The 26,345-nt window shown below is 44.3% G+C and carries 23 protein-coding genes; 8 read left to right on the top strand and 15 right to left on the bottom strand.

What is annotated here, in order from left to right; translation table 11 throughout:
* The first annotated feature begins 117 nt into the window (after positions 1-117).
* Complete coding sequence (locus AAC006_RS04205; protein ID WP_288388561.1) at positions 118-753, top strand: hemolysin III family protein; 636 nt, start codon at positions 118-120, stop codon at positions 751-753.
* On the top strand, positions 750-1,265 hold the full coding sequence (locus AAC006_RS04200; RefSeq protein WP_126873058.1) for a hypothetical protein: 516 nt from the start codon (positions 750-752) through the stop codon (positions 1,263-1,265). Before AAC006_RS04205 ends, AAC006_RS04200 begins: the two co-directional genes overlap by 4 nt.
* A 24-nt stretch (positions 1,266-1,289) precedes the next feature.
* Here the strand turns inward: AAC006_RS04200 and AAC006_RS04195 are convergent, their stop codons facing one another.
* The 4 genes from AAC006_RS04195 to AAC006_RS04180 all read right to left on the bottom strand — a co-directional run bounded on the left by AAC006_RS04195 (position 1,290) and on the right by AAC006_RS04180 (position 4,473).
* Complete coding sequence (locus AAC006_RS04195; RefSeq protein ID WP_208806237.1) at positions 1,290-2,201, bottom strand: hypothetical protein; 912 nt, start codon at positions 2,199-2,201, stop codon at positions 1,290-1,292.
* A 16-nt stretch (positions 2,202-2,217) separates the two neighbouring features.
* The gene (locus tag AAC006_RS04190; protein WP_126873056.1) at positions 2,218-2,940 is read right to left on the bottom strand and encodes a hypothetical protein; all 723 of its coding nucleotides are present in this window, start codon (positions 2,938-2,940) and stop codon (positions 2,218-2,220) included.
* On the bottom strand, positions 2,941-3,471 hold the full coding sequence (locus tag AAC006_RS04185; RefSeq protein WP_338455581.1) for an RNA polymerase sigma factor: 531 nt from the start codon (positions 3,469-3,471) through the stop codon (positions 2,941-2,943).
* A gap of 93 nt (positions 3,472-3,564) precedes the next feature.
* Positions 3,565-4,473 carry a hydrogen peroxide-inducible genes activator gene (locus AAC006_RS04180; RefSeq protein ID WP_126873054.1) on the bottom strand — a complete coding sequence of 303 codons (909 nt, stop codon included), beginning with the start codon at positions 4,471-4,473 and terminating at the stop codon, positions 3,565-3,567.
* Between the two features lie 200 nt (positions 4,474-4,673).
* On the opposite strand from AAC006_RS04180, the gene AAC006_RS04175 reads away from it, so the two are divergent.
* A complete protein-coding gene (locus AAC006_RS04175; RefSeq protein WP_126873053.1) occupies positions 4,674-5,672 on the top strand; it encodes a universal stress protein in 999 nt (332 codons plus the stop codon).
* Positions 5,673-5,777: 105 nt separating this feature from the next.
* On the opposite strand, the gene AAC006_RS04170 is transcribed toward AAC006_RS04175, so the two are convergent.
* From AAC006_RS04170 to AAC006_RS04150, 5 genes are all read right to left on the bottom strand, one after another.
* Positions 5,778-7,046 (bottom strand): inorganic phosphate transporter, encoded by a 1,269-nt coding sequence (locus AAC006_RS04170; RefSeq protein WP_339890728.1) that lies wholly within the window; start codon positions 7,044-7,046, stop codon positions 5,778-5,780.
* A gap of 290 nt (positions 7,047-7,336) precedes the next feature.
* Entirely contained in the window at positions 7,337-8,053 is a 717-nt protein-coding gene (phoU, locus tag AAC006_RS04165; RefSeq protein ID WP_013785311.1) for a phosphate signaling complex protein PhoU, read from the bottom strand.
* 36 nt (positions 8,054-8,089) lie between these two features.
* On the bottom strand, positions 8,090-8,896 hold the full coding sequence (gene pstB / locus AAC006_RS04160; protein WP_013785312.1) for a phosphate ABC transporter ATP-binding protein PstB: 807 nt from the start codon (positions 8,894-8,896) through the stop codon (positions 8,090-8,092).
* Between the two features lie 8 nt (positions 8,897-8,904).
* The gene (gene pstA, locus AAC006_RS04155) at positions 8,905-10,482 is read right to left on the bottom strand and encodes a phosphate ABC transporter permease PstA (protein ID WP_159528934.1); all 1,578 of its coding nucleotides are present in this window, start codon (positions 10,480-10,482) and stop codon (positions 8,905-8,907) included.
* The gene (locus tag AAC006_RS04150) at positions 10,475-12,658 is read right to left on the bottom strand and encodes an ABC transporter permease subunit (protein WP_208806234.1); all 2,184 of its coding nucleotides are present in this window, start codon (positions 12,656-12,658) and stop codon (positions 10,475-10,477) included. The genes pstA and AAC006_RS04150 overlap by 8 nt, the downstream gene beginning before the upstream one ends.
* 250 nt (positions 12,659-12,908) lie before the next feature.
* Here AAC006_RS04150 and AAC006_RS04145 point away from each other — a divergent pair, with 250 nt between their 5' ends.
* The 3 genes from AAC006_RS04145 to ppx all read left to right on the top strand — a co-directional run bounded on the left by AAC006_RS04145 (position 12,909) and on the right by ppx (position 17,211).
* Positions 12,909-13,415, top strand: coding sequence for an ACT domain-containing protein (locus AAC006_RS04145; protein WP_126873050.1), 507 nt, complete (start codon positions 12,909-12,911; stop codon positions 13,413-13,415).
* A 146-nt stretch (positions 13,416-13,561) separates the two neighbouring features.
* Positions 13,562-15,643: a polyphosphate kinase 1 gene (gene ppk1, locus AAC006_RS04140; RefSeq protein WP_013785316.1), complete on the top strand. Its 2,082-nt coding sequence runs from the start codon at positions 13,562-13,564 to the stop codon at positions 15,641-15,643.
* Between the two features lie 38 nt (positions 15,644-15,681).
* The gene (gene ppx / locus AAC006_RS04135; protein ID WP_041453025.1) at positions 15,682-17,211 is read left to right on the top strand and encodes an exopolyphosphatase; all 1,530 of its coding nucleotides are present in this window, start codon (positions 15,682-15,684) and stop codon (positions 17,209-17,211) included.
* Between the two features lie 130 nt (positions 17,212-17,341).
* Here the strand turns inward: ppx and AAC006_RS04130 are convergent, their stop codons facing one another.
* From AAC006_RS04130 to tkt, 4 genes are all read right to left on the bottom strand, one after another.
* Positions 17,342-18,241 carry a fructose bisphosphate aldolase gene (locus AAC006_RS04130; protein ID WP_126873049.1) on the bottom strand — a complete coding sequence of 300 codons (900 nt, stop codon included), beginning with the start codon at positions 18,239-18,241 and terminating at the stop codon, positions 17,342-17,344.
* Positions 18,242-18,363: 122 nt separating this feature from the next.
* Complete coding sequence (locus AAC006_RS04125; RefSeq protein WP_126873048.1) at positions 18,364-19,539, bottom strand: phosphoglycerate kinase; 1,176 nt, start codon at positions 19,537-19,539, stop codon at positions 18,364-18,366.
* A gap of 77 nt (positions 19,540-19,616) precedes the next feature.
* A complete protein-coding gene (epd, locus tag AAC006_RS04120; RefSeq protein ID WP_013785320.1) occupies positions 19,617-20,627 on the bottom strand; it encodes an erythrose-4-phosphate dehydrogenase in 1,011 nt (336 codons plus the stop codon).
* Between the two features lie 17 nt (positions 20,628-20,644).
* Complete coding sequence (tkt, locus tag AAC006_RS04115) at positions 20,645-22,639, bottom strand: transketolase (protein ID WP_013785321.1); 1,995 nt, start codon at positions 22,637-22,639, stop codon at positions 20,645-20,647.
* A 388-nt stretch (positions 22,640-23,027) separates the two neighbouring features.
* On the opposite strand from tkt, the gene metK reads away from it, so the two are divergent.
* A complete protein-coding gene (gene metK, locus AAC006_RS04110; protein WP_339890727.1) occupies positions 23,028-24,173 on the top strand; it encodes a methionine adenosyltransferase in 1,146 nt (381 codons plus the stop codon).
* Between the two features lie 140 nt (positions 24,174-24,313).
* Here metK and AAC006_RS04105 read toward each other — a convergent pair whose 3' ends face one another.
* Positions 24,314-24,841 (bottom strand): hypothetical protein, encoded by a 528-nt coding sequence (locus AAC006_RS04105; RefSeq protein ID WP_013785323.1) that lies wholly within the window; start codon positions 24,839-24,841, stop codon positions 24,314-24,316.
* A 318-nt stretch (positions 24,842-25,159) separates the two neighbouring features.
* On the opposite strand from AAC006_RS04105, the gene AAC006_RS04100 reads away from it, so the two are divergent.
* Positions 25,160-25,660 (top strand): hypothetical protein, encoded by a 501-nt coding sequence (locus AAC006_RS04100; protein ID WP_126873043.1) that lies wholly within the window; start codon positions 25,160-25,162, stop codon positions 25,658-25,660.
* Between the two features lie 27 nt (positions 25,661-25,687).
* Here AAC006_RS04100 and AAC006_RS04095 read toward each other — a convergent pair whose 3' ends face one another.
* Positions 25,688-26,218 (bottom strand): exonuclease domain-containing protein, encoded by a 531-nt coding sequence (locus tag AAC006_RS04095; protein ID WP_185864176.1) that lies wholly within the window; start codon positions 26,216-26,218, stop codon positions 25,688-25,690.
* Positions 26,219-26,345: the final 127 nt, after the last annotated feature.

The following is a 26,345-nucleotide window of genomic DNA, read 5'->3' as shown; positions in this document are numbered from 1 at the left end:
TGTTATACTTGAGCGAACAAGTGTACGCTGAAAGCGCGTGGGCTATACGAATGATGAACGCTTAGGTGCAAAAAGTATCAGTTCGGCCGCTAGATGAAAGCAGAGTTGGAGGAAATCATGACAAACATTACGGCAAAAGCCTATTCAGTACTTGAAGAATGGCTGAATAGTATTAGTCACGGTGTTGGTTTTATTGCTGCCACTGTAGGCATGGTATTTCTGCTCTACCGTGCAGATAACACACTAACCATTACTGCCGGTGCGATATACGGCGCTACCCTCATTCTTATGTTTTTGAGCTCTACCCTTTATCATGCAACATCACACCATAGGGCAAAGGGCTGGTTAAAGCTATTCGACCACAGCGCAATATATTTACTGATAGCAGGTACTTACACACCTTTATTATTAGTGTCTATTGGCGGCGTGCTTGGTATTACCATGACGGCGGTAATTTGGTGTTTAGCAATAGGTGGCGTTGCCTTTAAACTTGTTGCTAAGCACCGCTTTCCAAAAGTATCCGTAATGACTTACCTATTGATGGGATGGATTGCCATTGGGCTTATTTACCCGTTGTATGTTGCGCTACCAGGGGCGGGTTTGTGGTTACTGGTCGCGGGTGGTTTGTGCTTTAGCCTTGGGGTATGTTTTTATGTGGCGAAAAAGGTAAAATACACTCATGCTATTTGGCATGTGTTCGTATTAGGCGGGTGCAGCTGCCATTATTTCTCAATATATTATTATGTGGTATGAATAAAAACGAATCACCATCTGTATCTCAAGGTACAAATAGCCAAATCTCTCTTGCGTGGTTTTCACTTAGCGCTGGCAAAATCTGTCTGGGGCAAAAACCGACATCAGACACCTATGCAAGATTAAAAGGGTTGGGTGTGACTCACCTTGCTACGGTACAAACTGGAGAGGAAGACGCCCCTATTATTCGCGATGGTGCTAAAGCAGCCGGGTTAGAATGGATATGGCTGCCTTTTTTACACCCTTCAGCAGATTCACCTACCGATGATGTTCACTTGCATCAATATCTGCACGAACTGTCGCAGATGCTAACTGAAGGCGCCAGTGTGTACTTACACTGTGATGGTTCACAGCATCGCTGTAGCTTACTGTTTTATGCCTTATGTCATTATTGCCGCGTGCCTTCAAACAGTGCATACAGTGCATTACATAGCTTTGGGGCAAGTTCGGCGAATGGGTTGTCGCGGGGCGAACTACAATGGGCAGCAGAACTCGGTCATACCGCCCCTTAGTTAGCGCTGGTTGTGAAAGTACAGCTAGAATGTATAAATAGTAGCGCTGGTTAATAGCGCTTCGGCGTCAATCCGCTCTTGCACGCACGCTTTTATATTCGCTTTGCTAAACACATAAATTCGGTCGTGTTTGTTGTTATCATCGCCGTATTCAAAGTCTTTTAATATCATGCTGACGTGCTCTCCTTCAGGTAACCCCCGAAGTCCTGCGCCAAATCGGCAAAATGTGCTACCAATGCTGGCTTCAAAATTAGCCAAAAATGAACGATAGGCTTGCTGACGACTTTCTTTTTGCTTAGCTAGTTTCGCTTGCCGCTCACCTTCTAAATGACGCACCTCTTCTTCGAGCTCTGCTGACTGCGCACTTATAGATGCTAAAGACGATTCAATTTCCTGCATTTCTTTTTCAAGCGCTTCTTTTCTATCGTCATCAGCTTGTCTTAATTCAAAAGACATATCGCGCTTGCGGCGCTCTAGCTCGCGAGTTTCCCACGCTAATTCTCTAGAGCGAGAGCGGATATCATGTATATGGTCGTTGTTATCTTCAAAAACCTCGGCAATTCGACGGCTTGCTTCGCCTGCAAAATCTTCCCATTCACGGCTTAGCTCAAAAACAATACCACCACCTTCTGGGGCAACCGGCGCTGCTGGAGGGGTTGGCATTCCTTCCACCATGGTTTCTATATCGTGGATCCAATCAGCACTTTTGCCGCGTACTGACACGGTGAATACTGCCCCCTGCCCCGCTAGATAACTGCTTTCTAGTCGCGATACTCGCCACCCTTTTGGGTTGGCGTTTTGGCGAAAAGCGGTATTCATTACGCCCGACATAATTTCCAATTCATCTGACAAAGACGCATAAGAAGTAGCATTACTTTGGGCAAAGGTTAACGCACTAACACTGGTTAGTAAGCAAAGAGATAATAGTCTTTTCATAAGGGCTACCTATTGGTTATTCGTCTACTGGAGACGCTGAATTCGAGTTGGGAAGCACAACGCTATATCCCATACCTATGCCATCAATTTCATCTTGTAATTTACTGAACTGACGGGCGTAAAATCGCTGATCATCAATGCGCTGATCGTTAATAAATTGAAGTAACTCAGCAAAGTCTTGCTTACGCGCCTCTCGACTAGAGGCCAATAAATACTGAGTGAGTTCGGCACTCGTTTGTTGTTGCTGTGCAGCAAGTGATTGTGCATATTCTTTAAACAACACTTGATTCGCTTCTTGGTACATTTCCCGCTGCTGTTTTACTTGCTGGCGCACTTGCACACGTACTTGTTCGGCAACCAAGCTTGATAGCTGCTCGGCATCTACATTGCTTGGTGTTTGCGCCGTTAGTAACTGCCCATTATCTTTATTGGGCATACCCGTAAACACCAATACAATGGCAACCGCGGATAGCGCACAAGCCAGTGCAGGAAAGCCTTGCCACTGAAACCAACTCGATTTATCTTGTGCTGGAAATAGCTGTGCTTTATTCCAATCAGGCACTGGGGGCGCAACAAATTCACTCGCGCAGCCTGCCAGAGCACTGGCATTATCAGCCGCGGCGGCAAACACGCTATCTTGGGCGTATTTTTTAGAAAATGTCGCTTTCTGTTCTTGGGTAAGGCTGTTGTTTACCCACGCGATAATTAATGCTTCATTGGTATGGTCAGGTTGATTCATTTATTCCAACTCCAACTTTAATTTGGTTAGTGCGCTATACAAACGCGACTTGGCGGTATTAACCGAAATATCCATTTGCTCTGCAATTTCTTCAAAAGTGAACTGCCCAAAAAATTTCAGCTCCACCACCGCTTTTTGTGCCAAGGGCAAAGCTTGCATAGCTTGCGTTACCGCCCGACTCTGACGGTCGCTGGTAAGCTGCATTTCAGGGCATGATGTCTCACATAAAGGCTCTGAAATATCATCGATATCGGTAAACGCTTTTCGCTTTCGGTACAGCTCCATACATCGACAATGGGCTATTCGATACAGCCAGCTTTTAAATGTGCCGTCGCCGCGATAATTCGCCAGGCTTCGATAAACCGAGACAAAAATATCCTGCATCAAATCAGAGGCGTCATGGCTATTTCCGGTCATGCGGATACCGTATTGGTACATGGCCGTTTCATAGCGCGAAATAAGCGTGAACCACGCTTTTCTGTTGCCTTTTAATGCTTGTTGTACGAGTTTTTCATCCCGTTTTATGAACACTGCGTTCCCCGCGATATAGGTGTTTTTTTATATTCCCTACTCTTACAGTCGACGCAGTGGGCGAAAAAGTTTGAAACTTTTTCGCCAAAAACATTATTTAAGGGTGGGAACAGGTAGAAGAGGAGAGATGATTTCGCCAATACGACGAAACAATTGCATACGCGTAGTGCCTGAACGCCACACTAAACCTATTTCTCTAAAGCCTTGCTCTTCGGCGGCAAAACTTTTTAAGTTGGTGTGTGCCAAGATAGATTGGTTAATGGCAAGCTCGGGTAAGAAGGTATAACCCATTTTACTGTTTGCAAGCTGTACCAAAGTGTACAAGCTACTGGCAGCTACAGAGCTTATTTGGTCGCTGTGCTGAAGGTTACATGCACTAACCGCGTGGCCGGTCATACAGTGCTCTTGTTGCAGTAAGAAAATACTCTTCTTGGGTAAAGAAGAAATATCGACGGGGTCGGGCAATTTGTCAGCCATTTCTTCATGGGCCACAAGATGGAAAGGGTCGTGCCCCAATACCATTTGCTTACACCCTGGCGTTTCCATCGGTAACGCTAAAATAAGTAAGTCTAAACGCCCATCAATTAACTGCTGAAGCAGCTTTTCCGTAGTGTCTTCTTGCATCTCAACATTGATGTCAGGCAAGAAGGCGTTAAATGCTCCCAGCATGCCTTCAAACAAAAATGGCGCGATGGTGGGGATAACACCTAGCTTCAGTGTACCTCGTTGCCAATTCCCTGCATTTTGTGCGTATTCCACCAGCTCACCGGCTTCTTGCAGCAGCAACTTGCTTCGTTCAACAATATCTAACCCCAATGAAGTAAACACAAAAGTCTTGTGCTCCCGTTCCAGCAACTGGCTGCCAAAATGTTCTTCTAGGTTTTGAATTGCCGTGCTCAATGTAGATTGGCTTACATTACAACGCTGGGCAGCGCGGTGAAAATGCTGCTCTTGATATAGGGTAACTAGGTAATGTAAGTGTTTGAGATTAGGCCACTTCATAACAACTCTTTACTGATTAGGAAATTAGGTTTTAATCTAGCACAAAGATTACAAAAGACCCAATAAGAATACGGTTATTACCCTTTTATGAAATCGCACTTTGTTATGATGTAAATCATGCTTTCAAGGTAGCAAGCTTGCAAATCAAGCGTTAGGATGAAGAATAAGAACGTATAGCGCCTCAATAGCTAAGGATTTCTATGGACAGCCATTTTACTAATATTTTATGTGTACTCAGTGACTCACATCGCCAAGACGATGTGGTTGCCCAGGCCATTCATATTGCAAAGAGCAATCAAGCATCACTAACCATTATGCTTACCTTAGAAGCCCTGCCCCCTAATGCAAATATGGTAATGGAGTCATTTGCCTATATCGACTCACACCAATCTATGGAGTCTCAGGCAAGAAATTGGCTTACCGAGCAGGAAGAAACATGGTCGAAAGAGTACCCCGTGCAAACCGTAGTCAAAATCGGACACCCACTGATTGATATTGTAACCGACGTGCTAAGACACCATTACGACTTGGTTATTAAACGAAGCGAAGAAGGCTTTTTAGACCGCCTATTTGGCGGGTTAGATATACGCCTGTTTCGTAAATGCCCCTGTCCGGTTTGGGTGTTAAGTAAGAAAAACCGTAGCCAATATAAAAACGTAGTGGCGGCACTCGATTTAAATTATCACTACCCTAAACACGAAATCTCAATTCGCAAAAAGCTTAATTTAGATATATTACGCCATGCCGCCCGCATCGCTATGTTGGAATTTGCACAGCTTCATATTGTGCATGTTTTTGATGCAGTCCCGGAGAACATCGTACGAGATGGTTTTATTACCGTAGACAATGACCAAATGGAAACCGACCTCGCCAAAATTCATGACGAGAGAGAGCAAGCCCTCGAATCGTTATTAAGCGAATTAGAAAGTGAACTAGCCCCTGACATTATCGACTTCTTGCAACCTGAAAAGCATATTGTGCATGGTTATCCTCGTAGAGAGATAGCGGCTACCACAAAATCACTTAATACTGATGTTATTGTAATGGGTACTGTGGCCCGTATTGGCGTTCCAGGCTTTATTATGGGCGGTACGGCAGAAGAGACTATTCAACAACTTAACTGCGCGGTGGTAGGCATTAAGCCCGAGGGGTTTGACTCTCCCATCAAGCTTGATGAATCTGAACAGGCTGAAGAGTAGCGAATACAAAATAGCGCGGGCTTCCGCGCTATTTAAATATACGCGTTATTAAAAAAACAAAAACCGCGTTAAACGCGGTTTTTGTTTTCAAATCTTAATAGGCAATTAAACGCCGAAAGCTGCCTTCAGTGCGAAGAAGAAAATAATGGAAAGAATTGCGCCTGCAGGCAGGGTAACAATCCACGACACCACAATATTTCTTACGATGCCGAGATTAAGCGCAGACACGCCTCTGGCCAGCCCCACACCTAACACCGCGCCCACAAGGGTTTGCGTAGTTGAAATAGGAAGACCGGTTCCTGACGCTATCACTACAGTAGTAGCTGCCGCTAATTCGGCCGCGAAACCACGGCTTGGCGTAAGGTGAGTAATACCTTGGCCGATAGTTTTAATGACGCGGTGACCGAATATGGCTAAACCAAGCACAATACCCAAACCACCAAGCGGTAAAATCCACCATGCGAGGTTGGCACTGGCATTAATTTCACCGCCAGATGTCACCACACTCACTACCGCAGCCAATGGCCCAATAGCGTTAGCAACATCATTTGAACCATGCGCAAATGCCATAGAACAGGCAGTAACAACCATGAGTAAGGCGAACACTTTTTCCACATTGGCAGCTTGTAAATCAGCGTCTTCTGAACCGCTGAACTTCATGCGACCAATAAACCACTTACCAATTATGGCTAATATAATAGCGATAATCACAGCCAATATATAACCGTTCACGGCGCTCATTTCTAAGCCCACGTGTTTAAGCCCTTTTTTAATGGTAACTAGCGACATAATGAAGCCTGCTAGTGCCATATAGAACGGAACATAACGCTTGGCATTTTCAAACGGAGATTTGGTTTCAAAGATAAGTTTATGGGCACTCATGAAAATAAGGTATGCAATAATGCCCGAAATAGCTGGCGTCACTACCCAACTACCAACAATGCCGCCTACTTTGCCCCATGCTACCGCGTCCATACTAACGCCAGTTGCGGTAAAGCCGATAATAGCGCCAATAATAGAATGCGTAGTAGATACAGGCCATCCTAGCCAAGATGCAAAGGCTAACCATATACCTGCTGCAAACAGAGACGAAATCATACCGAGTACGAGGTACTCAGGAATAGCGGAAAAATACTCTGGATCAATAATACCCTTACGAATGGTAGAGGTTACTTCCCCACCCGCCAAGTATGCTCCGGCGAACTCAAAAATCATGGCAATAACAATTGCCTGTTTTATTGTTAACGCTTTAGAACCAACAGATGTTCCCATTGCATTGGCGACGTCATTTGCACCAATACCCCAAGCCATAATGAAGCCGACACCGGCAGCAAGGAGAATAAGAATGAGACCATAACTCTCGAAAAATTCCACGGATAACCGCTCCTGATCTTTACGCGATTTAAGCTAGCTACTGCCACATCACCCGACAAATGTACGGCTATGATGAAGACAAAAAATGATAGTTACACGGCAAAACGATTCTTAGCAAAGGCTTAGATTATTTTTTGCACGAATTATACTTTGCTGCGGCGCATGATAGCGTAATCGTCTGCAGAGCCATAGTGAAAATCTACGAAAAAACAGAAAACGCAACGGAATTAAATTCATACGATGATAATTTGGGCAAGTGTTGCGGTTTTGTGACAGTTTTTGAGCATTTTTTAACTCAAATCTTCTAACTTTTGATGAATGTTTTCTAGCGGCGTATGCCTTACATCCGTCCCCCTGGTTAAATAAACTACGTATTCGCACACGTTTTTACACCTATCTCCAATCCGCTCTAAGGAACGCATGGCCCACAACACGTCTAGCCAGTCTTGCATATCTTCTGTGGTTTTTTCCATTTCTGTGGTGGTGTAGGTAAGCAGGCGTTTATATTCGCTGTCTATTCGGTTGTCTTGTTTATACACCGCCAAGGCTGCACTTTCATCCTGACGCGCAAACGCATCGAACGTACCCCGCATCATCGCCGCTACACGTTCGCCGATTAACAACATGCTGCTTTTAATAGTGTCAGAGCTGGGTAATTTATTACGGGTGACCAGCTTAGCGATACGTTCTATTTCGTCGCCCATTCTTTCAATGTCGGTGATGGCTTTAGAAATGGTCATGATTAAGCGCAGATCGCTTGCCGTAGGATGGCGCTTGGCGATAATTCGAATACATTCTTCATCTATCTGGATTTCCATAGAGTTAATCTTAAGGTCATTCAACACCACTTTTTCTGCCAAGCCAGGGTGGTTTAATTTAAGCGCTTTTAAGGTATCTAATAATTGCTGTTCTACTTCGCCGCCCATGGTTAATACCGAGTTTCTTAAATTTTCCAACTCAATATTAAAGGTTCCGGAAATATGGGTATTAAGTGCAACCTGACGCATTGTATCGCTCCTATTCACTACTGCTGATTTTGCTAATTAGCCGTAGCGGCCAGTAATATAATCTTCAGTCTGTTTCTTCTCTGGCATAGTGAATAGCGAATCGCTGTCTGCATATTCAACCAATCGCCCCTGATGGAAGAACGCCGTGTAATCTGAAACTCGAGAGGCTTGCTGCATATTGTGGGTAACAATCACTATAGTACAACGCTTCTTAAGCTCAGCCATCAACTCCTCAATGAATAAGGTCGTTAATGGGTCTAGCGCTGAGGTAGGCTCATCTAACAACAAAATGTCGGGTTTGAGTGCTAGCGCTCTGGCAATAACAAGGCGCTGTTGCTGACCACCGGATAATGCATTAGCCGACTCAAACAACCTGTCTTTAACTTCATCCCATAACGCTGCTTCTTTTAATGCGCTTTCTACCGCATCGTCTAGATGGCGACGAGTTTTAATGCCTTGCAGGCGAAGTCCGTAACATACGTTATCGTATATACTCATGGGAAAAGGATTAGGCCGCTGGAATACCATACCTACTTGGGTACGCAGCCGCGACACGTTCACTTTTTTACTATTGATGTTGCGACCACCAATATTAATTTCACCCTCGTATTTGCAGCCATCGTACAAATCGTTAAGCCTATTGAAGCAATTAACCAAGGTAGATTTCCCGCACCCACTTTGCCCGATTAATGCGGTGATTTTGTTTTTTGGAATACGCATAGAAATGTCGTTAAGCACATGCTTATTTCCAAACCATAAATTAAGGTTACGCACATCGATAGCCGTGGTGTCATCAGTGATGTCGGCCACGTTGAGCGTATTGCGTTCAAACAACTTCAGCATGTAAAAGGTTACCCTTGTAAATAGCGCTTTCTTAACCGCGTTCTTAGTATAACTGCCAGCACATTCAATACAAATACCACTATTAGCAGTAGCAAGCAGGCGGCAAACATCATTGAAGAATTCTTCGCATCAGTATGACTATGAAAAGCGCCATCATAAATAAGTACGCCCAAGTGCATGAATTGACGTTCTAAATGCAGATACGGGAACTCTCCATCTATAGGTAGCGTAGGAGCAAATTTCACCGCGCCAACCAGCATTAGAGGCGCGACTTCGCCTGCCGCCCTAGCGATTGCCAAAATGACGCCTGTCATTATTCCGGGTGACGCTATGGGCAGAATGGTTTTAGCGATAGTTTCTACCTTGGTGGCGCCAAGTGCATAACTTCCCCGCTTCAACCCTTCTGGTACCCGCCGCAAGCCTTCTTCGGTGGCAACAATAACGACTGGCAAGGTTAAAATAGCCATGGTCAAACTCGCCCAGAACACACCTGGGGTCCCCATGGTGGGCGCTGGCAATCTATCAGCAAAGAAAAGTGCATCTATATTGCCACCCAAGGTATAAACAAAAAAGCCTAAACCAAAAACCCCGTAAACAATTGAAGGTACGCCCGCCATATTACTAACGCTTATTCTTATAGCGGTGGTAAACGGCGTATCTGGAGCGTATTCACTCAAATAGATAGCCGCAAGTACGCCAAAAGGCGTCACGATAATGGTCATTAAAAATACCATCAGCACGGTGCCAAATAGCGCGGGATATACCCCTCCAGACGTATTCGCCTGTTTGGGAGAATCAGTAAGGAAGGTAGCAATACGACTAAATACCACCTGCCATTTTTCAAAATAGCTAAGCTGGCTTACATAATCGACGCTTTTAATTTCCGACACCCGAATAGCGTACGCTTGCGCATTGGCAAAAGTGACGCTGAGTTCGTATTCGTCTCGCTCTTCCTCTAGATGAATAACTTCATGCTGCCAGCGTTCAAACTGAGTCTCTAAGCGCTCTCTTGCCGGTGCATTTTGATCAACACCTTTGCTATCTAGTGATGCCAAAGATTCATGAATGGGCGATAGTCGCTCGCGTCTAATTTTCTCAATTTGAGCACTTAGTGCCGATACTCTGTTTTGAATATCTGAAAACAGCGACAAGTCTTCCCGTCGGCTGTCTGGTGTAGATAAAAACTCTGGCTGTCCCAATACAAAGCGACCATCTTTTGTTTTTATTTCGGCACTGCCGTAAGCAAGTTCTTTGTTAATAATATCCGCACTGGCCAACTGCATTTGTGAGCCGTAAGGGCTTTGTTCGTCAGCAAAGTGAACTTGATATATTTGCTCTACTTCGTCTGCCATATAAAGCTGAGCGAACATTTTATGTTCGGATTTAGCACTTTCATTGGCTCCGGTAACTTTATATGTCACATCATAAATGGGCTCAGGCCAAAAATACGCACCACCACGAAAGGTAATAAGGAACAACACACTCACCAAAGCAATTAACAGCAAGCTAGTAAAAAACGCCGTTAACGATATCACTAGCGACTGGCGATGAACGGCATTAAAGCCGCCTTTGAACATATTATTCATAATAAGATCTACTGCGTAAGCGTTGACGAGTAAATTCAGCAATCGTATTTACAACAAACGTGAAAACAAACAGTATGCCAGCGGTAAAGAACAGAATTTGATAGTGTGCAGATGACACATCGGCTTCGGGTAATTCTATGGCTAAGTTGGCCGTTAATGCCCGTAAGCCTTCAATTAAGCCCCAGCTCGATATTGGGGTGTTTCCCGTCACCATGAGCACAATCATGGTTTCCCCGAATGCGCGACCAAAACCCAGCATAATCGCCGCCATAATGCCCGGAAACGCTACATGCAGTACTATATATTTAAGGGTTTGAAGCCGCGTGGCGCCCAACGCAAATGATGCATGCTTTAACTCATCGGGCACGCCCCCAATGGCATCTTCAGCAATGGAGTAAATACTCGGTGAAATAGCCACACCTAAGGCTATCGCCACCACTATCGTCGTTTTTCCTATGGGGCTATCAGACTCAGCGGCTAGCATGTCAAAACCATCTACATTAATTAAGCTAAAGAACCATTCTGGCGCCCATGCCACACTAATGTAACCCAATATAAAAACGCCAAGTAACGCAAAGCCCAACTCAGCGCCATGTCGAAGTTTAGCGGGTAGGCGGTCGGCAACAGGGCGTTGAAAAAACGCCACGGCAATGAGTACAAATGGAACAACAATAAGAAAAAAAGCAAAAGAAAATAGAAACTGTTCAGCCATGGGGGCTAGCCAAATGGCAGCGATAAAACCAATAAGCACACTGGGAACAGCTTCTAGCATTTCGATAGCGGGCTTCAGGGCATGGCGAAGTCGCTCTTTTGCAAAAAAGGCGGTGTATATCGCTGCACCTATTGCTACCGGTATAGCAATAAACAAAGCCAGTAGCGACGCTTTCAAGCTACCTATAATTAACGGCGTAAGACTAAACTTGGCCTCTTGGAAATCCGTGGCGTTTGTGGTTTGCCACACCGTATCTGCTTCGGTATATCCCTCATAATGTTGCGGCGCAAATAGCGACCGCCACGTAGTAATGCCGCTTAAATTATTCGCCCGCCAAATGAAAATAGAATCATCGTTATAGCCGTAAAGACGGTTGCCAAACCAAGAGATTGATTGCATGGGTTCAGGCAAATCAATTGTCGTAACCACTTCACCTGATACTCGATTTATAAATAGTAGGCGTTGTTTATCGGTAAGCGCTGCCACCACATTAATACTGGCATGCTCTTTTATATCAATCAGCCGTTCGTCCGCGTTCAAAAGGAACTGGTAGGTTTCAATGAAACCGAGCGTGTTCGCATCGCGATGTAATACCCAGCGGGTGACTTGGTTAGTGCCATCTTGTAAGAAAAACGTTCTGTCTTTCTCTAGAGATAAAATAGCAATGTCATTACGGCTGAGTTTCTCAAAAGACGCTAACAGCGAGAGCTGTGATTCATCTTCGAAAAGACGTGAAAGGAACAAGTGTGCTTCTTTTTCTACCAACATCATTTGTGCACCAGGCAACAAATGTATTTTATCAACATTGGCAAAGAACTTATCAATCATTTGCGTGGGGTTAAGCTGGTTCACCCAGCGAATAAAAGTCCCCGATGGTGTATGTAGCGCTATTGCCGCCCACTTAGATGAGAACGCAAATTGCCAAGACGTAGTTTGTGACCAATACTTGCCCGGTAGAGCAAAAGATATTGTAGAGGACACAAGGCTTGAAGGTTGAGCTAAAGGGTCTGAATGATTCGCGATTATTACACTGCGATACGCTAACGATCTGACGGGCACCACCCGAACTTGCCCGCCAGCAGAAATATCCACAATTGCATTTTCGCCCATTAAAGAGGTCGTCGCCAATTGATGATCACAAGGGCGAATGTAGTCGTGATGCTTAGCGAAATCGTGACGTTTGTAGCCATATAAGCTTAAACGGCAATCTTCACCGTTAGTTACCACTAATTGACCGCCAAGCAAATCTCCAGCGCTTTCTACTTGGCTACCTTCGGGCAATGCAAGCTGGTGCTCTTTCTCAATATTAGGCACTAACGCCAGAGGTAAAGCCTGACTAACAAGGTGCGAAATTAAGATAACCAGCGTCAGCAATACCAGCCCACCAAAGCCGGTGACGATATATCGCCCCCACTTATCATTGCGCTGGCGTTTTTTATTGATGCTATCGCTGTAGGAAGTCATTCTTATTTAATAATATTATCAGGTGTAAATTACACTGGTGAGCAGTGTAAGTTTTGTTATGCTAATAGCAAGCGAAAACTTTTGGATTAGTTCCGGTGAATAACGCCTAAAGTATGCAGCCTCAAACACTGTTGTTATCAAGGTTTATTAACAATACTAACCAGTAGCGCTTTTTCAGTGTGGCTTATGGTATTACCGTAAAACCACAGTAGCAAACGTATTTCTACAGATTCTGTAATAGGAGTTTCTCATGCAATCGCTCATTATTAGTATTATGGGTAAAGACAAGCCTGGTTTGGTTGATACGCTAGCTAAGTGCATCTACAAGCACAAAGGTAATTGGCAAGGCTCTAGCTTTGCACATATGGCAGGCATGTTTACCGGCTTTGTTGAAGTACACGTTCCCGCTGACGAAAACGAAAAACTTGTCGACGCGCTAAATGCCATTTCCGATTTATCGGTTCAGTCTGTGGCAGTGAATACATCGCCCAATTCATTAACCAATCAACTTACCGTTGATGTAATGGGCAACGACAAAGCCGGCATAGTGCAAGAGTTAACCTCGGTGCTAAACCAATTTAACCTTAACATCCTCAACTTCTCATCACGCTGCGAAAGCGCACCTAACTGGGGAAGTTTAATCTTTAAAGCTAATGCAGTTATTGCGGTGCCTGAAGGGTTTGATGACGATGCGTTGCAAGACGCCCTTGAATCGTTGGCGAACGACTTGGTAGTGGATATACAGGCCAAGCAATAAGGCCCTAGCGACACAGAAAGGTTTCAAATCACCTCGTTGAGGTAAGGGACTACGAATTAACCCTATTATATCTAAGGGTTGTCACAGTAATGTCATTGACTGATGTCAGTCTTTGGCCATTTTAAGAAGTGAAAAAACGATAAATTATGGATAACCCAGAACTATATTATCCCAAAGAACTTAGCTGGTTAGCATTTAATGAAAGGGTTTTGCAGGAAGCTGCAGATAAGAACAACCCTGTAGTAGAACGTATTCGTTTTTTAGGTATTTACTCCAACAACCTTGACGAATTTTATCGTGTTCGTGCTGCTGACGTAAAACGCCAAATAACCATTGCCCAAAATGATGGCAACGAAGAAGAAGCGGAAAAGCAAACCGCGCTAATGGCGATTATTCAGCAAAAGGTTGTTCAGCTTTCCGACAAGTTCGACCATATTCATAAAGACGTTTTAAAAGCGCTCGCGCGATACAATATTCATATTCTGCAAAAGCATGAATTAAACGAGTATCAAAAGCAGTGGGTACGTAACTTCTTCGTCAATAAGGTGCTTCGCCATATAGCCCCTATCATTATTGACAAGAAAATGGACTTGTTAAGCCGTTTAAATGGCACATCTGTTTATTTGTATGTCGCGCTGCGCCGTAAAGACCGCAACACGCGCTATGCGGTTATTCAGGTGCCTACGTCTGAAATGTCTCGCTTTATGCTTATTCCGCCGGAAAAGAGTCGAAAGAAAAAGCATATTATTATGCTCGATGACATGATTCAGCTTAGCTTGGAAGACATTTTCCGCGGCTTTGTTAAATTTGACGAAGTCGAGTCATTTTCATTCAAGATGACCCGAGACGCCGAATACTCTATCAATGACGAGATTGACGAAAGTTATGTAGAAAAAATGTCTGAGAGCATGAAACAGCGCTTAATTGCCGAGCCTGTTCGGGTTATTTACGACAACGATATGCCTGAAGATATGATGCAGGATTTACGTAAGCGTTTACGTATAACAAAACTCGATACCATGCATGCTGCAGGGCACTATCGTAACTTTAAAGATTTCATTGGCTTTCCAAACGTGGGCCGCGAATATTTAGAGCATGCTCCGCTGCCGGCTATCGACAGCAATGCTTTTTCCAAATTTAATACGGTATTCGATGCCATTACCGCCCACGATATTCTACTGTATTACCCATATCACCGATTCTTACATGTTACCGAATTTGTCCGCCAAGCAGCATTCGACCCTAGCGTAAAATCTATTCGCATTAATATTTATCGTGTGGCCAGTAACTCTCGCATTATCAACTCGCTCATTGATGCCGTTGATAACGGTAAAAAGGTGACCGTAGTGGTAGAACTGCGCGCTCGCTTTGATGAAGAGGCCAACATTGAATGGTCTAAACGCATGACCGATGCGGGTATTCGCGTAGTGCTCGGCGTGCCAACCTTAAAAATTCACTCGAAGCTTTGCGTGATCACCCGCGAAGAACGTGGCGCGATGATTAACTATGCGCATTTTGGTACGGGTAACTTCAACGAAAAAACCGCAAAAATCTATACCGATTACAGTTTATTCACTCGAAACCAAGAATTGGCCAATGAAGCGGTGGCAGTATTTGACCTTATTCAATACCCTTTCCGCCGGTATAAATTTCAGCATTTGCAGATTTCACCGTTAAACGCGAGAACCCGAATTCAGTCACTTATTCGTCAAGAAATTCAGCATTTAAAAGAAGGCCGTCCTGCGCAAATTACCTTTAAGATTAATAACCTTGTTGATAAGGAATTAATGGATGATTTGTATCGGGCCAGTCAAGCAGGGGTGAAAATTCGCGGTATTGTTCGCGGGATGTGTTCCATAATACCTGGCTTAAAAGGTATTAGCGAAAACATTGAAATCATCTCTATTGTCGATAGGTTCTTAGAGCACCCTAGGGTGATGGTATTTGAAGGCGGCGGTGAGAGAAAAGTGTTTATTTCTTCTGCTGACTGGATGACCCGCAATATGGACAACCGCATAGAAGTAGGCTGCCCTATTTACGATAAAAACCTGCAACAGCGCATTGTCGATATTATGGATATACAATTCCGTGATACGCTTAAAGCGAGAGTGATTGACAAGGAACAAAGCAACAAGTACGTTGCTCGAGGCAATCGCAAGAAATTACGTTCACAAATAGAGATTTACGACTATCTTGTGAAAGAAGAAGAAAAAGAAGCAGGAAAATAAAACCTTAAATGACTCAGCATGAAATGACTCAGCATGAAATGACTCAGCATGAATCCGTTTTTGATACCGTTGAAAGCCGTGAGGTTAATAAAGTAGCCGCGTTAGATATTGGCTCGAATAGCTTTCACCTTGTGGTAGCGCGTATTGTTGCTGGGTCTGTCCAAATTCTGCATCGCGTTAAACAAAAAGTAAGGTTAGCTGAGGGGTTGGACGACGACAATATTTTGTCTGATGAAGCCATGGAACGTGGTTTAAAGATGCTACGTATTGTGGCTGAAAGTCTACGCGGTTTCGAACCCGACTCGGTTCGTATTGTGGCCACACACACTCTGCGCAAAGCCAAAAACGCCCACCACTTCATTAATGCCGCGAAAGATATTCTGCCCTACCCTGTAGAAGTAATTTCAGGCGTGGAGGAAGCCCGCCTGATTTACTCTGGCGTAGCACATACTAACCATGCTGATGGACAGCAGTTAGTGGTGGATATCGGTGGGGGCTCAACAGAATTTGTGATTGGCGAGGGCTTCAACCCGCTTATTTGCCGTAGTTTGCAAATGGGCTGTGTTAGCTACACTAAGCGATTCTTCCCAGACGGGTCATTAAAAAACAAATCTTTTGAGCTGGCCATTACTGCGGCTGAACAAGAGCTGGAATTTATTCAAGATAAGTACCGCAAGCTGGGTTGGGTACAATGTGTTGGTACGTCGGGCACAATTCGCTCGTTGTTCACTTTATGCCAACAAGATAGACCCAACGACCACGATATACCCGTTACGCTCAAGAGTCTGCGTAACTTAATGAAGCAGTTTATTAGTGCAGGTCATATCGACAAACTTAACTACCCTGATTTAACCGAAGACAGACGCGTGGTTATTGCCGGCGGTTTGGCTATATTAGTGGCAGTATTTAAAGCGCTAGAAATAGACACTTTGGTTTATTCCCCTGCCGCATTACGCGAAGGCGTGATTTACCAGATGGAAGATGAGCTGCATCATGCCGATATACGCGGCAGAACAGCTAGCAGCTTAGCTACCCGCTACGATGTGGATACCGCGCAAGCTACGCTTGTGCTTAACACGTCACTTAACCTCTTTAGCCATGCTGAAAAAGCCTGGAAACTTAAACACCACGACTTTAAAAGCATGTTGGGTTGGGCGGCGTTGTTGCATGAAGTGGGCATTCAAATTAACTCGCGCGGTGTGCAGCGCCACAGTGCCTATATTCTCGCTAACGTAGATATGCCTGGGTTTACGCAAGAACAACAAGAATTATTGGCCACCCTAGTACGTTTTCATAGAAAGAAAGTGCGGGCTAACGATTTTCCCAACTTTAACTTGTACGATTTAGCGGCCGTTAAAAAGCTTATCGCTTTATTACGTATTGGCGCGTTGCTCAATATCAAACGCCAAGAAGGCTTCTTGCCGGATATAGAGATTGATGCAGATAAGAACGGCTTAAGCCTTACTTTTCCTAAAGATTGGTTGGAAGAAAAACCCATCCTAGCCGCCGACTTAGTTCGAGAAAGTGCGTACTGGAAGGCGTTAGACTTAACCCTTTCTATTAAATAAGCCGGTTTGCGAGCAATAGAAAAGGGAGCATTAATGCTCCCTTTTTACGTTTTTATGTCAACGTATTTCAGGACGGGACATAATTAATAAAAAAGGGGCGCTTACAAGCGCCCCTTTTAAACAATAAAACTTATGCTTTTGAAGCTTGGTAAATACCTTCAATCGCACCATCTAGTGTCGCTTCAAACTCGTCATCAGACTGTTTGTCAGAAACACCTTCAGTTAGTGCTCTTGAAAAACTTGCGATAATGCCTTGGTTTTCTGAAAGTTTCGCATTAGCTTCTTCACGGTTGTAACCGCCAGACAATGCTACCACTTTAAGTACACGAGGATGATCAACAAGCTCTTTATAGAAGTTAGCTTCATTAGGCAGTGTAAGCTTTAACATCACTTCTTGACCTTCGCTCAACAAATTAAGCTGAGTAAGAATTTCAAGTTTAAGCAGTGCTTCTGCTTCCGCTTTTTGAGGACTATGAATATCTACTTCAGGTTCAATGATAGGTACTAAACCTGCTGCGATGATTTGCTTACCCACTTCGAACTGCTGCTCTACTACATCTTTAATACCTTGATGATTAGCCAGTTTTACCACTGAACGCATCTTGGTGCCAAAAACGTCTTGGGCTACGGCTTTAGCCAGTAACGCATCTAGACCAACAATCGGCTTCATCACCTGTACACCGTTGTTCTCTTCAACAAGCCCTTTATCCACTTTCAAGAAAGGGATAACGCGCTTCTTCTGCCACAAGTAGTGGGCAGTAGACATACCTTCAATTTCACGGTCTAGGGTATTTTCAAATAAAATAGCGCCTAGAACACGCTCTCCACTGAAAGGGGTGCTGGTGATAATACGTGTACGCATTTGGTGAACAAGGTTAAACATTTCTTCGTCAGAACTGTATTCTGACTCTTCAATGCCATATAAACGTAGCGCTTTTGGTGTACTACCGCCGCTTTGATCCAAAGCTGCAATAAAACCAACTTGCGTTTTAAGTTTATCTAGCATGGCCTGCTGTGCTTGTGATGCCATTGCAACACTCCTTTTTTATAATACTGCTCTAAGAACAGGTGTAGGGTTTATCGTTATATGCCGACGTACTTCAATGTATCGCCGGCGAAAATCGGAATCGATTTTTTAGTAGTCTGCTAATTTTATTTGTTTTTTTCTTCTAGCATGGCTACTGCAGGTAATGTTTTGCCTTCTAAAAACTCTAGAAATGCACCACCACCTGTAGAGATATAAGATATCTTATCAGCGATTTCATATTTATCTACTGCTGCCAGTGTATCACCACCACCTGCAATTGAGAACGCATCGCTATCAGCAATAGCCTCGGCTAACGCCTTTGTACCTGCACTGAACTGTTCAAATTCAAATACACCTACTGGGCCATTCCATACAATAGTACCCGCATTTTTAATAATGCTTTCAAGGGCTTTTGATGAATCTGGGCCGATATCAAAAATCATGTCGTCGTCAGCGACATCACTAACGGCTTTAAGTGTCGCTTCTGTGTTTTCATCGAAGGCTTTGCCCACTACCACATCGGTAGGCACTGGAATATTTCCGCCATTTGATACTGCATCGCTCATCAACTGCGTAGCTTGCTCCGTTAAGTCCATTTCAACCAACGACTTACCTACGTTATGGCCTTGTGCAGCAATAAAGGTATTGGCAATACCGCCGCCAACAATAAGCTGGTCAACTTTTTCAGCTAAGGTTTTAAGTACGGTAAGCTTAGTTGATACCTTAGATCCGCCTACAATGGCTACCATTGGACGTTTAGGGTTATCTAGGGCTTTGCCTAGCGCGTCCAATTCAGCAGCAAGAAGAGGGCCTGCACACGCTTTAGTAGCAAATTTTGCCACACCATGTGTAGACGCTTGTGCACGGTGCGCGGTGCCAAATGCATCCATCACGAAAATATCGCAAAGGGCTGCATATTGCTTTGATAGGGTTTCGTCGTCGCTTTTCTCACCTTCGTTAAAGCGTACGTTTTCTAGAATAACTAACGAGCCAGGTGCAACATCAACACCGTCTAAATAGTCTTTTTCTAGGGTTACTGGTACGTCTAACGCGTCGTTCAAATAATTCACAACAGGCTGAAGTGAGAATTCTTCCGCAGGCTCACCTTCAGTAGGGCGGCCTAAATGGGACATGACCATTACCGCAGCGCCAGCATCTAGCGCAGCTTTAATAGTAGGAATGGAAGCTTTAATACGTGCATCAGAGGTGACTACACCATCTTTAACTGGCACGTTTAAATCTTGTCTAATTAATACGCGCTGACCGCTTAGGGCCAAATCGCTCATACTTGGAATTGCCATAGTCTTTCCCTTGTTAATCGAATAACTGTGAGAGCTGCCAAGGCTGGCGCTACCAACCTTGGCAGCAAAATTCTTAATTAGCTTACGTCATACATTGCTTGCGCAGTGTCGAGCATTCTGTTTGCAAAACCCCATTCGTTGTCACACCACACCAGTGTTTTTACCAGCTGCTTATGACTTACGCGGGTTTGCGTACCATCCACAATACAAGAGTGAGGATCGTGATTGAAATCAACAGAAACTAACGGCTCTTCAGTGTAATCTAAAATACCCTGTAATCGCCCTGCTTTCACTCGCTTCAGTGCTTGATTGACATCCGCAATAGTCACTTGCGTACCTAAGGTTACACTTAAATCCATTGCAGTTACATTAATGGTTGGCACCCTTACCGCAATAGCTTCAAATTTACCTGCAAATTTAGGCAAAATACGCTCAATTCCCGCCGCTAACCGTGTGTCTACTGGAATAATAGACTGACTGGCTGCGCGAGTACGGCGTAAATCTGGGTGGTAAGCATCAATTACTTGCTGGTCGTGCATAGAAGCGTGAATAGTGGTAATCGTGCCGCTTTCAACCCCAAAGGCCGCGTCAAGCGCTTGAATAACCGGCACGATACAGTTAGTAGTGCACGACCCGTTAGACACCAACTTATGCTCCGCTTTCAGCGTGTCATCGTTAGTACCAAAAATGATAGTGTTGTCTAAATCTGGCGAGCCTGGCGAGGAAAAAAGTACCTTTTCTGCGCCTGCATTAATATGTGCCTGCCCCGATACTCTGTCATCAAACTTACCTGTGCATTCCAGCACAATATCTACCCCTATTTCACGCCAAGGCAGTAAATTGATATCTGGCTGTGCCAACAAGCGAATAGCATCGCCTGCCACGTTCAGTGTGTTGTTTTCTAGTGTCACATCAAAACCGAACCGCCCGTGGGCGGTATCGTATTTTAATAAGTGAGCTATACCTTCTGGCTCGGCGACATCATTAATCGCAACCACATTAAAGTGGCTATTGCGCCCGCTTTCATAAAGCGCACGCAATACATTGCGACCAATACGACCAAACCCGTTTATGGCAATGTTTACCATAGACTGCGGTGACCTCGTTAGCTAAGAGACAATGCTGCCTCTACCACTGCTTCAGTAGTAATATTGAAATGTTTGAACAAGTCACCCGCTGGTGCTGATTCACCGAACGTATCCATCCCAATGATGGCGCCGTTGAAACCTACGTACTTGTACCAGCTTTCTTTCGATAACGCTTCAACTGCAACACGCTTAGTTACGCTAGAAGGCAATACGCTTTCACGGTAATCCGCGGATTGACGATCGAACACGTCGGTAGAAGGCATAGAAACTACGCGAACCGCTTTACCATCTGCACTTAGTTTATCTGCTGCTTCAACAGCAAGTTGAACTTCAGACCCTGTAGCAATAAAGATGTATTCAGGCGTGCCTGCACAATCTTTAAGCACATAACCACCTTTGGCAACGTCAGCAACTTGCTGTTCATTACGTTCTTGCTGTGGCAAACCTTGGCGAGTGAAGATCAACGTTGAAGGACCATCGTTGCGCTCAATCGCGAACTTCCATGCAATAGCAGATTCAACCTGGTCACATGGGCGCCAGTTGTCTAGATTTGGTGTAGCACGCAGTGCCACTACTTGTTCTACCGGCTGGTGCGTTGGGCCATCTTCACCCAAACCAATTGAATCGTGGGTGTATACGAAAATAGCAGGTTGCTTCATAAGCGCCGCCATACGTACCGCGTTACGTGCGTATTCCATAAACATTAGGAATGTAGCACCGTACGCTTTAAAACCACCATGAAGGGTAATACCGTTCATCATGGCCGACATACCGAACTCACGTACACCGTAATAAATGTAGTTACCCGATGCATCAGTGGCTTCAACGCCTTTACTGCCATCCCAAATGGTTAGGTTTGAACCGGCTAAGTCGGCAGAGCCGCCTAGAAGTTCTGGTAACAAAGGACCAAATGCATTTAATGCATTTTGTGATGCTTTACGTGATGCAATGTTCTGTGGGTTAGCTTGCAAATCAGCAATGATTTTATCCGCTTTATCACTGAAATCTGCTGGCAACTCACCGTTCACACGGCGTTTAAATTCTGCGGCAAGCTCAGGGTAAGCACTTTCATATGCTGCGAAGGCGTCGTTCCACGCACTTTCAGCTTCGCCACCTTTGCCTTTTGCATCCCATCCTGCGTAGATATCATCAGGAATTTCGAACGCGCCATGCTTCCATCCTAGCTTTTCGCGGGTAGATATAATTTCGTCATCACCTAATGGTGCACCGTGACAAGACTCAGTGCCTTCTTTGTTTGGTGAACCGAAACCAATTACGGTTTTACAGCAAATTAGCGTAGGCTGAGCGCTGTTCGATTTAGCTTGTTCAATAGCGGCTTTAATTTGTTCAGCGTCATGACCGTCAACACCTTCAATCACTTCCCAGCCGTAGCTTTTAAAGCGTGCTGGTGTGTCGTCGGTAAACCAACCTTCTACTTCACCATCAATTGAAATGCCGTTGTCATCCCAGAAACCAATAAGTTTGCCCAGGCCTAATGTGCCCGCTAGTGAACAGGTTTCATGAGAAATACCTTCCATCAGGCAGCCATCGCCCATGAAAGTGTAGGTGTAGTGATCGACAATATCATGACCATCACGGTTAAACTGCGCCGCTAATACTTTTTCAGCTAGCGCCATACCTACTGCGTTACTAACGCCTTGACCAAGTGGGCCAGTGGTAGTTTCAACACCCGGTGCATACCCATATTCAGGGTGACCCGGTGTTTTAGAATGAAGCTGACGGAAGTTCTTAAGCTCTTCAATAGGCAGTTCATAGCCTGAAAGATGAAGCAAAGAGTACAACAGCATAGAGCCGTGACCGTTTGAGAGCACAAAGCGGTCTCTGTTTGCCCAAGACGGGTTTGCCGGGTTGTGTGATAGAAAATCACCCCATAGTACCTCGGCAATATCGGCCATCCCCATAGGGGCGCCTGGGTGACCAGATTTGGCCTGTTGAACAGCATCCATGCTTAAAGCACGGATGGCATTGGCAAGTTCACGACGAGAGGGCATGTTGTCTCCTGGTTTATTTTGTAGCTGAATTTCGCTAAGGGAACACTGTGGGCAAAATCCCTTTGTTCAACCTTAAAGCGCTGCTTTGCTGTATATCTTAATGTGGGCGTTATTCTTACCCATGCCACCATTCAGTTCAATGGCTTTTCATTGCCATTACCGAAAGTTGGCTAAAATAATGAATATTCTCATCATTCCTTTACCAGCCAATGTCGCTTCATTAGGAAAGCGTGGCTAACTTTACTCAATTATCTATAAAAGTGATCCGCGACTGTCAACAAATCGTAACGAAAGGACTTTTAGACGTCTAGAAGTAAAGACTGGTATTTATACCTTGTTTTAGTACAATACTCACCTATTTTGAACAATAAACGCTTATGGAGCATGTATGGCCACGCATTTATTCACCTCCGAGTCTGTGTCTGAAGGACACCCGGACAAAATCGCCGATCAAATTTCAGATGCGGTTCTAGATGCTATTCTAGAACAAGATCCTCGTGCCCGCGTGGCTTGCGAAACTTACGTTAAAACCGGAATGGTATTAGTTGGTGGTGAAGTCACTACCTCTGCGTGGGTTGATATTGAAGAAATCACACGTAAAACGGTAAGAGACATAGGCTATGTACACTCTGATATGGGTTTCGATGCTGATTCTTGTGCAGTATTAAACGCCATTGGCAAACAGTCGCCAGATATCAACCAAGGTGTTGATCGCGAGAGCTTAGAAGAACAAGGAGCAGGCGACCAAGGTCTTATGTTCGGTTACGCCAGTGACGAAACTGACGTATTAATGCCAGCGCCTATTACTTATTCTCACCGCTTAGTACAAAAACAAGCTGAAGTGAGAAAATCTGGCAAGCTAGACTTTTTGCGCCCAGATGCGAAAAGCCAAATTACCTTTAAGTACGAAAACCACAAGCCTGTAGGCATCGATGCCGTAGTACTTTCTACTCAGCATTGTGACTCAGTTTCTACTGCGCAAGTACGCGAAGCAGTAATGGAAGAAATTATCAAGCCTGTGCTACCTAGCGAATGGCTTGATAGCAATACCCAATTCCACATCAACCCTACTGGTCGCTTTGTTATTGGCGGACCTGTTGGTGATTGTGGTCTAACTGGACGTAAAATCATTGTAGATACCTACGGTGGTATGGCCCGTCACGGTGGTGGCGCTTTCTCAGGTAAAGATCCTTCAAAAGTAGACAGAAGCGCGGCATACGCAGGCCGTTATGTTGCTAAAAACATTGTTGCTGCTGGGCTAGCTAAGCGCTGTGAAATTCAAGTGTCTTACGCCATTGGTGTGGCTGAGCCAACATCTATCAGTATAGATACCTTCGGTACTGGTGTGGTTGACGAGAAAACGCTAGTAGCCTTGGTTCGTGAACATTTCGATTTACGTCCTTATGGCTTAATCAAAATGCTTGATTTAGAACGTGCTATTTACTTACCGACTGCAGCTTATGGCCACTTTGGCCGCGAAGCCTTCCCGTGGGAAGCCACTGATAAAGCTGAAGCACTACGTTCATCAGTATAGTTTGCTCAGCGGTATAGTTTGCGCTAGGCTGTTGAAAGCTTAAAACAGAAAAAGGGTCGCTTCATAATGAAGCGACCCTTTTTAATTTCAGGCTATTATCTTGCTATAGCTTGGCGATAGCGTGGTTATATTTTGGCTATCTATATGGAACCTGCATTAATGGAGACACTTTTCGTACTCCCACTCGCTATGACCATATCAGGCAAGCCAAATCGCGCTAACGCAACATTTTGAAATTCTTTCTTATGGGTCACTTCCGTTTCCGCAAAATCTGGCGGCAAAAATTGTCGACTACTCATTTCGCTGTCAAATTCAACTTCCACCATTTTTAAAGGTGCTAAGTTACCGGTAAAAATATCTATCACCAGTTGAGCTCCAAAAAAGTCGATACGATATCGCTGTTTTTCCACCCGCATATTTTGGGTTAAAGGCCATAAATCAGCGAATTGCTCAGAATCCAACGTAATTCGCGTGTCTCTGCGTTTAAGGCCGATACCTTGTTTAACGGCCATGGTGTAATTACCACCTTCATCCCTAATTCTAATATGCTTATCCGGCTCGGTAGCTAAGTAACCTTGTCTTATTGCAACAGGCTTTCGTGTATCTAACAAACCTTCTGGCACATAACTTACTAAAAACTTTCGTTCAAATTCCCATTCCGTTTGCATCACTCACCTCCGGCCAAGTTCCCTATTTGAAAGTACTGCTTTGCCTACTAAATTGAAGTAAGTCTTACTACTACCCTTTAAAAGTTAGTTCACAATAGAAATATCTAACAAGTTTATTTTTAACCTTTTAGATAAAAGACTACACTTACTATTCAGCACTTATTTTTTGTTACCGTTTTGTGTCATATTTTTAAGTTAGAGATCGGCATATAGCGCGAACAAAACACCCTTGTGGTTATGACGCTACCACTTACATTTATAATAATCGGTAGTCATAAGAACAAGTTTACGCTGTCTCACTCGACCAGGAATTTATCCATGAAAACTTACCCAACTTGCGTGGTTTGTTTAATATTGCTTGCCTCATTGAGTGCCGCTTACAGCGAGGCCGCTGATTGGGATGTTTCTGATTGGGATGCTTCTGATTGGAATGGCTACTACGGCCCTATCGTGTTCAAAAGTGAAAAAATAGCAAAGTGGAAGATTAAAAGCCGCTTTAATGAAACACGCCTTGAATCCATACCTGGCTACGATAGTCATTTTAATGCTAGCAAAAATAGCCAACTATCAATTCGCGCTCACCGTGCGTTAACGCTACTTTTCGAACAACAAATATATGCCTCGTTTAATACGAGCCACTCACCTTTGCAGTACTATCCTGAATGGCGCTATATACCTGAAGACTTAGGCACTTTTACTCGACTGGGTTGGTTAGTTGGTGACGAGAGTGGTTTAAATATGGCGTTGGAATTTGAACATCGAGAAGTAGGAGATAAAGAAAATAATGCGCTTACGTTAGGTGTTCAATACTTTTTCTAATACATGAACGCCCCCTTAAAGCGGGTTCTAATTTTTGTGTTTTGCCGCTTCTACCTGATTACGGGTTTCAACATACGTACTTTGAATAACTTTTGCATCAGTACTTGCTCGATGACGTCGAGCGTCGCTTTGCGATTCAATACTTGATTTAACGTCGTGCCAAAGCGCCATTTGAGGTTCGCTTAAAACATACTCTAATGCACGACATGAAAAAGACATTTGAACCGAGGCTGCTGCAAAAAGCTTAATGAGCCAAGGGTTATCTACCACCCATCCGTCAGTATACACAATGGTATTACTTAAAAAGGCATTAAGCTCGTGACACACTTTGACCGGACAAACTCCGTAAGTGTTCAACATGGCTCTGGTGATGCCATGCAAAGACTCTGCTTCTTGATCCCAATGAACCCAACTATCAAAAGGACGAATAAGCTTGCACCATTTTGCACCATCATAGCGCACTATACCTATTTCAATAGGATAACTACGGGCACCAAACCCACTGGCTTCCAAATCAATAATGGAAGGGGGATAATTTCTCTGCAAGCTAACTCCCATCTACGCTGGCGTAAAACACGCCTTGCCTTCTTTAAACCTAATAAATGAACTCAGAAAGCGCAAACGGAATTGAAAATCATACTTCTGTTGTATAATTAAAAAACAAACCGACACTTCATCTACTTTG

This window comes from uncultured Alteromonas sp., from assembly GCF_963976965.1.
Taxonomy (GTDB): domain Bacteria; phylum Pseudomonadota; class Gammaproteobacteria; order Enterobacterales; family Alteromonadaceae; genus Alteromonas; species Alteromonas naphthalenivorans.
The sequence above is the reverse complement of the archived record's forward strand: the minus strand, read 5'-3'. Positions and strand labels throughout refer to the sequence as shown.